The organism is Pseudarthrobacter sp. TE3704 (assembly GCF_056279405.1).
In genome coordinates this window covers 56234-68963 of record NZ_JBWCCJ010000010.1, presented here as the reverse complement: position 1 = coordinate 68963, position 12730 = coordinate 56234, and the positions used below count along the sequence as shown (strand labels likewise).

The following is a 12730-nucleotide window of genomic DNA, read 5'->3' as shown; positions in this document are numbered from 1 at the left end:
AGTGGGGCTCAGCCTCGCTGCTTGTGGCGGTAGCTCCCCCGCAACTACAGCTCCCACGTCCCCGAGCGTGGAAAGCATAGGTGCAACCCCCGCTGCCCCGGCCACTGAAGGGCCTAAAAAATCCCCGCGGGGCAACATCGTGAAGCAGCTCGGCGAGGCTGGTGCCATCACCACTCCCGACGGCAAGCCTATGGTCAACTTCGTCATCAACGCCATTACCCCGGACGCACCCTGCAGCGGCCCTTACCCGTCAGCGTTGGAGAACGGCCACACTGTCATCCTTGATGTCACCATTGAGACGACCGAGGAGCTGGGCAACACTGCTAACGGCGGAATTTCCACGTTCGATATGAATGCGAGCATGTTCAAGTTCGTCGGTGCCAATGGCACTACATTCAACGGCAACCTGGGCACTGTGGGTGCATACTCCTGCCTGCCGGATGAGCAGACAATCGGTACCAACGGGGCCGGCGTTGGTCCCGCAGAGAAGGTCACTGGGAAAATTGCCCTGGACGTGCCCGAGACGACGGGGACGCTGGTGTTCAAAAGCTACATGCTGTCCAACGCTGGCGGCTGGGAATGGGCGTTCTAAAGGTTGTACGTCGAAGCTAGCCGCAGGTACTTCACGAGTCGGCCGGCCCAGCTAACCGCCACTTCTCTTTCCCGCAATTACAGAAACGATTGTGGGAAAGAGGGGCAGGCCTGATCAGGATCAGGCACAGTTTCACCGCGCTCAAGTTGACCCTAGCGACTTTTTACGGCTGGCTTGCCCTATGACTCCTGAGTTCTTCCTCAAGCTATTCCGACGTCCTATAGATCAGCCTCCACGTAATCCCATCAGGGTCCACCAGCAAGTGATGAACCGGAGTCCTGAGTGAAAATGGGCCTGGTCCTAATCCGGAAAACTACCCGTATCGCGGTGGCCACGACCACGGCCTCCGTCCGCGCTCAGGAAACCCTGGCCGCGAGAAAGCTTCGTAAAGAATTGGCGATGACTTCGGCATCCCTGGGAAAACCTATGAAGTTTCCCGAAGTGCGGTGTATGAGCCACCGTAAACCGATAAACCAGATACCCGGAGCAAGCGAAGCCGGTCCTTGGCGCAATGGCACCCCCGCGGCATCTGTAAGACTCTCGCCAAGCCACCGGAATGCGCCCGTGTAGCCAGTGCACCAAATGACACTGCCTATCCCCGCGCTATGAAGGCGAAGTTGTCCGGGCGGCTCGATCTCAGTCGGCGGTTCCGCTGGGTCCGGTTCGGCCGCTGGCGCGTCAAGCCCGTTAGCTTGAATATGTGCGTCGATCATGCTTCGAATGTTCGCCGCGGAACGATCCCCATAGGCGATGTTGGCTGCAGTGCTGTCGTCGAATGCGAGGGTCTCACCGTGGACTGCTACAAGTCGACCGGTGAGTGTTGCTCCCGCCTTGGCCAGCAACTGCAGACTGATGTCGTGCCCGAGGGGACTCCGCAAAGCCGGTACAACCCGGACCAATTGTGGGTCAGAAAGGTCCTCGGTGCGGTCCTCAAAGAAGCCCGCCTCGTCTAACCACCGAAGAGTGTCTCTTCCGCGATACTTTGCCGATGCGCGGCCGACCGGACAGGTTGCCAGCCAGACACGTCTGCCTGCCGCCAGTAAGTCTTCACTGATCTGGGTCCCGGACTGTGCGCTGCCCACAACCAGTACCGCACCTTCGGGCAGATCGCTGGGTTTCGTATATGTTGCGGCATGGCGTTGGATGATTCGATCCGGCAGCCCGCCTGCAAAGGCAGGCACACGTGGTACGTTTTCACCCCCGCTGGCAACCACGATGGTGCGGGCTTGAAGTTCGCCGTCACTTGTGCGGAGAAGCCACAGACCGTTGTGCCGGGCCAGCCCGACGACGTCCATGCCAGCGCAGACCGGCGCTTTCGAAGCCAGCTCTTCGAGACGCTGAACCACTTCCTGTCGACTCAGGTAGGTATCCGGTTCCTGGTCACCTAACATCGCATTCATGAACGCGGGATTGTTGACGTAAAGGGAATCCCAGCGCTGGGTCCGCCAAGTTTCACCCGGCCGAGCCCGCTCCAGAACAACATGCTCGACCCCGTATTTCGAGAGCGAGGAGCTAGCGGCGAGCCCTGCTGGGCCAGCTCCAACCACCACACAATCAATGACCATGACGCGCCTGCCTTACTCGATCTGTTGGAAACTCCAGTGTGAGCCGGCCTACGTAGCCTGTCAGGAACCTATGTTCCACCGCGTCTCCTGGACCAGCCGCGCCGGGTCCAAAATAACGATGCCGGTCCGGCCGGTGTGAACTATGCCTTCGTGCCGTAGCTCGCGCAGAATCCTCACCACAACTTCCCGCGCCGTCCCCACTGCCTCCGCGAGTTCACCCTGCGATGCCTTGACCACGAGGTCGGTATCATGCTCCGGACCAGCCGGGACCTGTTTAGGCGCCAGCTCGGAGGCCAAATCGAGCAAATGCCGGGCCATACGTTGTCGGACGCTAGCGAAGGCGCTGTCGGGAATCTCGTAAATGAAAGTCAGGACCCGCTCGCTGAGTTCCTCGAGCAGCGCAAGCGCGACCTTCGGATCCTCATTCACACTTCTGTGTACGTTTTCCGGCGACAAGCTCAACAACTTTGTGGCCGTCAGCGTCTGAAGGGAAGCCGGTAGGGAGAAATCCGGGGCAAACAGCGATCCTGCGCCGAGCAGAGATCCCGGCCGACAGTAGCGGATGGCCATGGTGCGTCCGTCCGGAGCTCTAACAAAGACTCTGACTACACCAGAGACGATCAGTTCCAAGTGCCGGTTCGTGTCGCCTTCGCGATGCGTGACCGTTCGGGCCGGCACATCTTTGCGCTGGGCCCCTGCGAGCAATTTACCCAGGCTTTCGGGCGCAACCTGACGAAGGTGGGAAAGCCTAATTGCCTCTAAGACGTCAGCATCCATATCAGACCGTGCACCGTTTCGTGTGATGTGCCAAGCGGCAGCCTGTGATCCAACGAGACAGGCGTGCAACAGCGCCTTCCTCGCCAAATTCGCCACTCCGCTCCCCTCGGCCCGGGCTGCCCAGAGTGTGGTGATCCAAGTATGGCCGCAAATGGGCGGCGCGTCGTCCTTTTTCCCATCGCTGACCGGACGCTTCCGATGGAAACCAGTGAAGGGCGCGCCCAACCGAAGCCGGACGCGCCCTCCAAGTGGTTCAAAGCGCCTCAGTCAGTCGATGAGCACCGGCTGCTTGTCACCGTCGGAAGATTCCGTGCGGTCCGCAACCTTCCGGCCACGGTGGTTCAGCCAGTTCGCCACCGCCAGGAGCGCCACGAGCGCGAAAGTGCTCAGGAGCTGTGGGCGGGAGTCCTCGCCGATGAAGCCCACAGTGAAGATGGCCGCGAGGATAAGCAAGCCAAAGCCCGTGAGCCACGGGAAGCCGGGCATCCGCAGGGGAAGCTCCGTTCCCTCGCGGTCGGCGCGGAGGCGCAGCGCGAGCTGGGCCAGGAGCGCGGACGTCCACACCAACAGGCACGTCGAACCCACAATATTGAGCAGGACGCCAAGGACCATCTCGGGGAAAGCCAGCTCCAGCACAACCGTGACAACGCCGAAGGCGACACTGGCCAGGACTGCGAGCACAGGCACCTGGGCTTTGGAGACGGAGGCAAACAGCCGCGGTGCTTCGCCCCGCTCAGCCAGCGAGTACGCCATCCGGGAGGCGCCGTAGAGGTTGGCGTTGAGGGCGGACAGCAGTGCTGCGACGGCTACCAGGGTGATGGCGGTGGCCGCACCGTGCATGCCAGCGGCCTCCAGCACGGCGGCAAACGGGCTCTTCAGCCCCTCGGAACCCACGGGAACAACAGCCGCGATGATGAAGATGGCACCGATGTAGAACACCAGGATGCGCCACAGCACCGTCCTGACGGCTTTCTTCACACTGCGGGCAGGCTCGGCGGTCTCAGCTGCGGCCACGGACACAATCTCGGTGCCGCCGAACGCGAACGCCACCACAAACAGTGCCGTGGCAATTCCGCCGAAACCGCCGGGAGCGAAGCCGTCGCCCATGAAGTTGGCGAGGCCCGGCGACTGGACGCCCGGCAGCCAGCCGAAGAGCAGGGCAGCGCCCACCGCCAGGAACGCAACGATTGCTGCCACCTTAAGCAGTGCGAACCAGAACTCGAATTCGCCGAAGTTCTTCACGCTGGTCAGGTTCACGGCGGTGAGGACCACGATGAATACGAAGGCCATTAACCACACCGGAAGGGCCGGGAAGATGGTGGCCAGCAGGCCCGCCGCGCCGAGCGCTTCCGCTGCAATGACCACCACGAGCTGCAGCCACCAGAGCCAGCCGACCGTGGCACCGGCCACCGGGCCGTAGGCCTTGGCGGTGTAGACGGAGAAGGCGCCGCTGTCAGGATTGGCGGCGGCCATCTCGCCGAGGGCCCACATCACCAGGATGATGAGGGTGCCTGCAACGAGGTAGGAGATCAGCACTGCAGGGCCAGCGGCCTGGATGCCCGCGCCGGAGCCGATGAAGAGGCCCGCACCGATGGCGCTTCCGAGCCCCATCATGGTGAGCTGCCGGGGTTTGAGGGCGGCGCCGAGTGGGCGCGCAGACGTCTTTGTCTGTTGTTCCATGGGGATTCCTCTGGTTAGTAGGTGGAACGGATTGGGGTTGGGTGTCAAAAGAGTTTTAGGCCGCGTGGGCTTCCAGGATCCGGAGCACGCGGTCGTTAGAGGCAGGGTCGGCAATTGTGATCCGCACGCCGTCGCCCTGGTACGCCCGGACCAGGATGTCCGCGCCGTCGAACGCCTCCACAAGCCTTGCCCGGAGCTCGTCATCAGCGCGGATCCACAGGAAGTTGCCCTGGCTCGGCTGCAGTTTCCAGCCCCGGGCTTCCAGCAGCGCGGCCATCCGGGCGCGCTCCTGCTTCACGACGGCGACGCGCGCTTCCATCTCCTCCCCCGCGTCCAGTGAAGCGATAGCCGCCGTCTGGGCCAGCGCGCTCACGGAGAATGGAAGGGCGGTGCGGCGCAGTCCCTCGGCGATGACCGGCGCCGCCACGGCGTATCCCACCCGCAGTCCGGCGAGTCCGTAGGCCTTCGAGAAGGTGCGCAGGATGCAGACGTTGGGGTAGGCGCGGTAGAGCGCCAGGGAATCGGGGCCGCTGCCGGCTTCGGCGTATTCCACGTAGGCCTCGTCGATCACCACGAGGATGTCCGAGCGGACGGATTGCAGGAAGGCCTCGATGCGTTCGTAGCTGATCGGCACGCCAGTCGGGTTGTTGGGGGTGCACAGCAGGATGACCTTTGTGCGTTCGGTGACGGCCGCGGCCATCGCATCCAGGTCGTGGCCCTCAAGGTGGTCCAGCGGGATGCGGACCGGCCGGGCGCCTGCCAGCTCAACCAGGATGGGATAGGCCTCGAAGGAGCGCCACGCGAAGATCACCTCATCCCCGGCGTCGCACAGTCCGGTGATGATCTGCTGGAGGACGCCAACACTGCCCGGCCCCACCGCGACCTCCCCGGCCGTGACGCCGAGGTGGCGGGCGATCCGTTCGCGGAGTTCGACGGCGGCACTGTCCGGGTAGCGGTTCATCTTGCCAGCAGCTTCGGCCACCGCAGTGATTGCTGCAGGCAGCGGCTCGTAATGGCTCTCGTTACTGGCTAGGGCTGCGACGTCCACGCCGGCGCTGCGCCGGCCCGGGACGTAGGACGGAAGTCCGGTGACAGCGCTTCTAAGGGTGGGAAGCGCGGTGCCCGGTCTGGTCAGGAGCTGATCAGGGGTCATGAAAATCGATCATGGTTGTGATCCCGCCCACATTGCAAGATACGCTCTAGCCATTGGGACAACTGCTCAACTTCTACTGCATGTGGTGAAAATATGACCATCGCGACCTCTCGCACCCTCGATTCCCTGGACGGCCGGATCATTCTGGCCCTCGACAAGGACCCGGAAGCCAGCGCTCTGGCACTCTCGCGGACGCTCGGCGTCGCCCGGAACACCGTCCATGCCCGGCTGGCTCGGCTGGAGCACAGCGGCGCCCTCCGCTCCTTCAGCCGGAGGCTGGACCCCGCCGCGCTGGGCTACGAACTTATGGCCTTCCTCTCCCTGTCCATCAGCCAGACGCGCACCGGATCGGTGGAGAACGGGCTCGCCGCCATCCCGGAGGTCATCGAGGTGCACGCCACCACCGGCGACGCGGACCTCATGGCCAAGGTAGTGGCCAGGTCCACCGCCGACCTCTACCGCATCACCAACGAGATCCTGGAAATCGACGGAATCGAACGGACCAGCACGGCCATCTCCATCCTGGAGCTCATGCCGCCCCGCTACGACGGCCTCATCAGCCGGCTGTCCGAGCAGGAATCCCGTACCGCAGACTAGGTGGGGGTGATGCGCACCACAACTGGGCAAATTTTCAGTCCAATCCTTCCCTTACTGCCAAATATCCCAACCAGGAACGGTGCTATTGCTTATCCGGGGCCTGCCGCACAGGCTTCCTGCATGACTTCACTTACCGTGTCAGGCCGTGTGGCCCAGGTTCTTAGCAGTTATGTCAGCGATGTCTTCGGCGTCATGGGCAACGGGAACGTCTACTTCCTGGACGCCGCGGAGAAGCAGGGCATCCGATTCTCCCCCGTCCGCCATGAGGGCGCCGCCATCGCCGCGGCCGACGCCTACTACCGGACCTCCGGCCGCCTTGCAGCGGGCACCACCACCTACGGCCCCGGCTACACCAACGCACTCACGGCCCTCGCCGAGGCGGTGCAGGCGCAGATCCCCGTCGTGCTGGTCACCGGCGACACACCGAGCAGCGGTGCCCGGCCCTGGGATGTGGACCAAGCGGCCATCGCCACGGGCCTCGGCGCGGCCACCTTCACCGTCACCCGAGACGCCGCCGGCGCCATCACCCGGCAGGCGGTGGAGTACGCACTCACCAGGCGCACCGCCGTCGTCCTTGCCATTCCCTACGACCTCGCAGCACTCGAGGCGCCGGAAGAGGACTTGCCTGAGCAGTCGGCAGCAAAGGTGGCGGACGACGTCGACCGCGGCCTTGGGCAGGTAGCCCGCCTGCTCGCCGGGGCCAAGCGGCCGCTGATCCTGGCCGGGCGCGGTGCGCACCTCGCCGGCGCCGGCCCCGAGCTCCGGGAGCTCGCCGACCGCCTGGGCGCGCTGACCGCCGGAACCGCCCTGGCGCTCAACCTCCTGCAGGGCGAGGGGTACCTCGGCGTCGCGGGCGGCTTCGGCACGGACACCGCGACCGAACTCATGGGCGAGGCCGATGTTGTCCTGGTGGCCGGGGCGAGCCTGAGTCCTTTCACCATGCGGTTCGGGCACCTGCTCGGCCCGGACAGCACCGTCATCCAGATCGACGCCGGCCTGGAAGCGACCAACCCGCGCGTGGACGTGTTCGTCAGTGCTGATGCGAAGACCGCGGCGGGACGTCTCCTGTCGCTGCTGGATGGCGAGGCGGCGGCGGAAGGGTGGCGTGCGGAAGCCCGGCGGCGCCTGGCTTCCGGGCCGGGGCACCACCCCGGCACCGACGAGACACCGGACGGCCGGCTGGATCCGCGCTCCCTTGCCACGGCGCTTGATGCCGTGCTGCCGGAGCGCCGCACGGTGGTGCAGGACGGCGGGCACTTCATCGGCTGGGCACCCATGTACTGGAACATCCCCCGGCCGCAGGACCTGGTGATGGTGGGGACCGCCTTCCAGTCCATCGGGCTGGGACTCGCGAGTGCCGTCGGGGCGGCCCGTGCAGTGGAGGACGGCCGGACCCTGGTGCTGGCGTCGGGCGACGGCGGTTTCCTGATGGGCCTGTCCGACCTCGAATCGCTCATCGGCACAGCCCGCAGCGCGGTTGTGGTGATCTACAACGACGCCGCCTACGGGGCCGAAATCCACCAGTACGGCTCCCAGGGCCTGACCGAAAAGCCGATGCTGATCCCCGAGGTGGACTTCAGCCTCGTCGCCCGCGCGCTCGGCGCCGAGTCGGCCATCATCCGCTCACTGGCGGATCTGTCCGCGCTCACGGACTGGATCGACGCCGGCGCCAAGGGAACCTTCGTGGCCGACTGCCGGATCACGTCGAGCGTCCGGGCCCCGTGGCTGAGCGAGTGGATGGAGGCGTCCCGGGCGGCCAAGGCAACTGTGGCGGGGTAACTCAGCCAAGGGGACGCGACTGCTGCCTGCGTAGTATTGTCGAGGACCTTGTAGTCGAGGCTGAGTCTGAGAAGGCTTGACCTCCCGAAACAAAAGTTGAAAATCCCGATGCAAAGCCGCCGAGACATGCGCCTACTGAAAGTGGAACGTTTAGCAGCCACCGGGATGTCCAGTGCCAACATTGCAGCCCAGTTGGGAGTCCACTACTCGACTATCAACAATGACATGTGGATCATCCGCAACCGACGCGGACTAAAAAACGAGCCTGCTGAAGTCATTCCCCCACTTCAGTTTCCAACACCCACCACATGCTCGCCTGGAACTTGGTCTAGTCCGTCTGAATGCGAATCTGCTTGGGCAAGTACGAAAAATCAGCCCGGTGTCTACAGGTGGTTTTTGTGCGGTGAATTGCCTCAACCATTCAACTGGCCAGGCAACCTTTCACCATTAAGAAGCGGAGATCTCATCTACGTGGGCAAGGCAAACAACCTTCGCACCAGGGCCAAGCACCACAAGCTGCCGACTGCCGGGTCTACATTGCGTAGAACCTTGGCTTCGCTAATGGGTTTTCCCGGTGTCTGGCAAGGGAAATCTGCCCATCCTCGCATCGCAGAGGAGCATAACGCTCTCCTGACGGAGTGGATGACCAACAATCTACTTATGAGTTTCAGGATTATTAATGATGACGAAACTTTGGATAGCGTCGAAAAGGTGCTGCGAAATGAATCCCGGGCACCAATGAACAAAGATTCAATGACCCCGGAACAGCGGTACACATCCGAGGTTGGCAAACTGTGGAAAGCAGCCGCCGTGCGTCCATAGACGCTATCTACCGTCTGTTTCTTTGCTCGGCGAGGCATCCACCGGCGCAGCAGATTTCTGGACGGCATCGTTAGGTTCAGACTCCCGACGAGTCCGGATTTGTTCTGCAAGCACCAGGACGGAATCTTCCACAGCCGCACCGATCGCTTTGGGTGCCGATGCTATGCCGGTCGTGACTACCGTCGCTGCGCCAACCACACCATCGCCGACTTCTTGGGCCAGGTCGAGAACCGATTCATGCCACGCGCGACGCTCGACATGCTCGGAGATTGACGGCATGCCGAAGGCTTTCGAGAACGCGCTAAGTAGCTTCCGGATCTTCGCCGTAGATTTTTCAATTCTGGCTGCCGCAAAAGGACTGGTAACTCGGTTGAGAGCATTAACGTTGCCCGCAATTACGGCAGCATCCGCCAGAGCCTGCATACTATCTTTGGTCTTCGCGAGACGTTCTTCGCTGGCCCCCTTGGTGGCTGCGGCGTGGCTCGCCAGGGATGCCGCGTCATGGGTTCTCGCATGCGCAACTTCTAGCGCGTCCATGCGAGCCATATTCGCGAGGCAGACAGCGGTGAGTACAAGCCAATGCTGGAGCTCCCCACCACTCGCAAACTCGGCATTTTCGACCTGCTTTTTGAAGTTGTCGACCAAAAGGCCGCGGGTCAGCGACTCGATATGATCAAGTGCCACGGCGTGCGATTGGGCCAACTGCGTCGAGTGAGTCGTCACTTGATCCCAGGACGTCGCCGTAATAATGCCGGTCTCTTCGAATACCCCGTAACTCTTCGAGAGGACATGGGTAATGCCCTGCACGTTGCCCATCTCGCGGGTACGGCTGTCCTGCAGCACCCGGTCAAGCTTGACGTCGAGCGTTTTTACCAGGTCCTCGAGGTTTTTCACGGCCATGCGCAGGGCCATGGCAGCAGCAAGAGCGTGAACGTTGGCCACTGACGTTGGATTAATGCCGCCTGCATGGACCAGCTTTGCCACAGCCTCGAATCTGCCCTCTTCCCCGCGCAGGGCTGCGCTGAAAACGCCATTGACAGGAGAGTTGAAGGCACTGAGCTCGTGGAATTTGCCTAGCGATTCCGGCGTCATTTGGAACCAGTTGCCCGTGAGCGTCATTCCAACGGCGCTCAGGCCACTGACTGCTGCTGCTGTATCGGCGATAGCCTGCCCCACTGGGACAGATGCGGTGGCGTCAACGTCCAGGCGCTCAAACAACAGAGCCAACGCCGCCGGATCTCCCACGGCAATCGCCGAATCTCCGTTCACATGCAGCGCAATTTCCCCGGTATCTTCTGCTTTCATAGGCACATTGTCACACAGTGCTAATCTCGCATGACGAACTGCCGATGGACCGCGGCACGCTGCAAGTCTTCAAGAAAGGACCCCATTGCCTCTAGAAATCGGCCTCTGGCGCGTAACAGACAAGGCCGTTCAGTTGACGCCAGCCAAGATGCCGCTTGAGTCTCGCTTAGAACAGCTAATTCTCGACGATCCGGCGATTCTCGAAACAGAGTTACTCCTGATTGGCCATCAAGTTCTGACGGACCATGGAAAACTCATCGACATCTTGGGTATCGACATTGAAGGCACTGTTCACATCGTTGAACTTAAACGGGACAAGACTCCGCGCGAAATCGTCGCACAAGCCCTGGACTATGCCTCGTGGGTACAAGGTTTATCGAACGAAGACATAAGAGACATTTTCAACAGGCACAATCCCGGCACTGATTTCGATGTCGCCTTTGCCGAACGCTTCGGTGGAACCCCCACACCAGACGACCTCAATGAGGCCCACTCGATTACTGTTGTTGCCAGCGACCTGGACGACAGCACTGAGCGCATTGTCGAGTATCTTAGCTCAACCTATGCAGTACCCATCAACGTCATGCTCTTTCGCTACTTCTCAGACCAAGGCAATGACTACCTCGCACGGACGTGGCTTATTCCATCCACACGCCAGGTCGGCCCATCTGGTAGCACAAAGCAAAGGTCCAGCAAGGCTGCCTGGAATGGCTCTGAGGGGTATGTAGCATTCGGCTTAGAAAATTCAACGCGGAGTTGGAACGACGCAAAGATATATGGGTTCGTGTCCGCGGGCGGTGGGGAATGGTACTCCCGTTCATTACGGAAACTGCCCATAGGTGCACGCATTTTCGTGTACGTTCCAGGCCATGGCTATGTTGGGGTCGGAACGGTGACTGGACCTGCGGTCCCAGCGCTGAGTGCAGTACTCACGGAGTATGGGAGCGAAGTCTATTTCAGGCAACTCAACCTCGAAGGTGATTACGGGCTACAGGAGACGGTGCCTGCGGATGGCCCTGATACCAACGAGTACGTGGTGCCAGTGTCTTGGGAACACACGGTTAGCCTTTCGGACGCCTTTTGGCTCAAGGGCCTATTTGCCAACCAAAATAGCGCGTGCAAACTCCGCCATGAGCTGACGCTAACGGAGGTTACCAAAGCTTTTCGTTTGGATTCTCCAATTTAGCGTCAGAATGATCAGCAAATTGCCGTGGATACTGAATGAGCGGTCGAGCAACGGCAGCTGATGCAAGCAGGTTTCCTGGCCTCATGCGGTTAGCGCTTGACCACTTCTTCCGTTCTCCCCTGCCAGCTACGTCGCGGCGCCGTGCCATGGAGACAGCCGCTCCGTGGTGCTGGCCTCCGGCCACAACCGCTTCCTGATGGGTCTGTCCGACCTCGAATCGCTCGTGAGTGCGGCTAGCAGCCGCGGCGTCGTGGTGACTATAACCGCGTTCGCCTACGGAGCCGAAATCCACCAGTACGGATCCAAGTGCCTGACGGAAAACCCATTCTGATCCCCGAGGTGGACTTCAGCGGCGAGTCGTGGAAGAGCAAAATGTCCTTGTCGATTATCCAACTGACAGGGGTAACCTCAAGTTGAACCCCATCCTCACCCGCGGCACGCCGGGAACCGCAGGAGCCGCTCCACCAGGCATTGTTAGGCGCCTACCTCGTCGTCAACGCGCTCGGGCTGTTCAAACCCCTTACCGTCCATCCAAAGAACAACATCCAGGATGCGCAGCAAGGAGATCCGCTTAAGCCCAACTGACTCCCGTAATTGCTCCAAGTAATTTTTCAGCGTCTCGTCATGAGAAAACGCGTAGTGCCAACCCCACCATGTACCGGCAGAGGTGTGGAACCCGGTCACGCGCGCGACGACGGAATCATATATTGGGACAAGTCCGGGCCGTTTGCGAGCCATGAGCTTACTTGCGGTAGTCGGACCGATCCCATCGTGCTTCCGAAGCAGCCGCCATAAGTTAAGAGCCGCTGAACCCTCGCCAAACCACATTTCGTGCTCTTCGACGGGAATGTCCTCGAGGTTCGAGTTCGGAATGTCTGACAGGAGAGCCGCGATCTCGTCGGCCTGTGTTCTGAGGATCTCAACTGACGCTGCCGCCGGCAGGTGTATCGATAGACAAGCGACGGCGACGATGTCCTCCGCTGTTAGTCTGCCAGTCGCCCCATTAGGAAGGCCATCAAAGTGGGATCCCGTATAGGCTCGCCCCTCCCACGCGCCAAACCCGTAATACTCCTGGAGGTGATTGAGGGCAATTTCCTCCGGAATAGCTGCAACAACAGAGAAAAGCCTAGACTCTACTTGTTCATCCGGCATAAGTTCTCTATTCCCCGATATCTGAAGAGGTTCCGCTCTCATTGAGCACAAGGCATTGTAGTCGGCGCCGAGGCGCTTGAGGGTCTTGACAGTCAGCAATGGGCGCTTCTTGGCCTACTTGG

Annotated in this window: 12 protein-coding genes; 6 read left to right on the top strand and 6 right to left on the bottom strand. The window is 61.5% G+C overall.

Annotated elements, in window-relative coordinates; all coding sequences use genetic code 11:
- Positions 1–139: 139 nt before the first annotated feature.
- Positions 140–592: a DUF4352 domain-containing protein gene (locus ACZ9BC_RS21000; protein ID WP_476247632.1), complete on the top strand. Its 453-nt coding sequence runs from the start codon at positions 140–142 to the stop codon at positions 590–592.
- Positions 593–948: 356 nt separating this feature from the next.
- Here ACZ9BC_RS21000 and ACZ9BC_RS20995 read toward each other — a convergent pair whose 3' ends face one another.
- The 4 genes from ACZ9BC_RS20995 to hisC form a co-directional block, all read right to left on the bottom strand.
- Positions 949–2157, bottom strand: coding sequence for an NAD(P)-binding domain-containing protein (locus tag ACZ9BC_RS20995; RefSeq protein ID WP_476247631.1), 1209 nt, complete (start codon positions 2155–2157; stop codon positions 949–951).
- 60 nt (positions 2158–2217) lie between these two features.
- Positions 2218–2934 carry a Crp/Fnr family transcriptional regulator gene (locus tag ACZ9BC_RS20990; protein WP_476247630.1) on the bottom strand — a complete coding sequence of 239 codons (717 nt, stop codon included), beginning with the start codon at positions 2932–2934 and terminating at the stop codon, positions 2218–2220.
- 267 nt (positions 2935–3201) lie between these two features.
- On the bottom strand, positions 3202–4614 hold the full coding sequence (locus tag ACZ9BC_RS20985) for an amino acid permease (RefSeq protein WP_476247629.1): 1413 nt from the start codon (positions 4612–4614) through the stop codon (positions 3202–3204).
- Positions 4615–4669: 55 nt separating this feature from the next.
- Complete coding sequence (gene hisC, locus ACZ9BC_RS20980) at positions 4670–5767, bottom strand: histidinol-phosphate transaminase (RefSeq protein ID WP_476247628.1); 1098 nt, start codon at positions 5765–5767, stop codon at positions 4670–4672.
- 93 nt (positions 5768–5860) lie between these two features.
- Between hisC and ACZ9BC_RS20975 the strand changes: the two genes are divergently transcribed.
- The 3 genes from ACZ9BC_RS20975 to ACZ9BC_RS20965 all read left to right on the top strand — a co-directional run bounded on the left by ACZ9BC_RS20975 (position 5861) and on the right by ACZ9BC_RS20965 (position 8965).
- Entirely contained in the window at positions 5861–6364 is a 504-nt protein-coding gene (locus tag ACZ9BC_RS20975; RefSeq protein ID WP_476247627.1) for an Lrp/AsnC family transcriptional regulator, read from the top strand.
- A 120-nt stretch (positions 6365–6484) separates the two neighbouring features.
- On the top strand, positions 6485–8143 hold the full coding sequence (locus ACZ9BC_RS20970; RefSeq protein WP_476247626.1) for a thiamine pyrophosphate-binding protein: 1659 nt from the start codon (positions 6485–6487) through the stop codon (positions 8141–8143).
- Between the two features lie 96 nt (positions 8144–8239).
- On the top strand, positions 8240–8965 hold the full coding sequence (locus ACZ9BC_RS20965; protein ID WP_476247625.1) for a GIY-YIG nuclease family protein: 726 nt from the start codon (positions 8240–8242) through the stop codon (positions 8963–8965).
- Positions 8966–8968: 3 nt separating this feature from the next.
- Here the strand turns inward: ACZ9BC_RS20965 and ACZ9BC_RS20960 are convergent, their stop codons facing one another.
- Positions 8969–10270 (bottom strand): hypothetical protein, encoded by a 1302-nt coding sequence (locus ACZ9BC_RS20960; RefSeq protein WP_476247624.1) that lies wholly within the window; start codon positions 10268–10270, stop codon positions 8969–8971.
- A gap of 85 nt (positions 10271–10355) precedes the next feature.
- Between ACZ9BC_RS20960 and ACZ9BC_RS20955 the strand changes: the two genes are divergently transcribed.
- Together ACZ9BC_RS20955 and ACZ9BC_RS20950 are read left to right on the top strand one after the other, a co-directional pair.
- On the top strand, positions 10356–11456 hold the full coding sequence (locus ACZ9BC_RS20955; RefSeq protein ID WP_476247623.1) for a hypothetical protein: 1101 nt from the start codon (positions 10356–10358) through the stop codon (positions 11454–11456).
- A gap of 163 nt (positions 11457–11619) precedes the next feature.
- Entirely contained in the window at positions 11620–11787 is a 168-nt protein-coding gene (locus tag ACZ9BC_RS20950; RefSeq protein ID WP_476247622.1) for a hypothetical protein, read from the top strand.
- Positions 11788–11930: 143 nt separating this feature from the next.
- Here the strand turns inward: ACZ9BC_RS20950 and ACZ9BC_RS20945 are convergent, their stop codons facing one another.
- Positions 11931–12707, bottom strand: coding sequence for a DUF6308 family protein (locus ACZ9BC_RS20945; protein WP_476247621.1), 777 nt, complete (start codon positions 12705–12707; stop codon positions 11931–11933).
- Between the last annotated feature and the right edge of the window lie 23 nt (positions 12708–12730).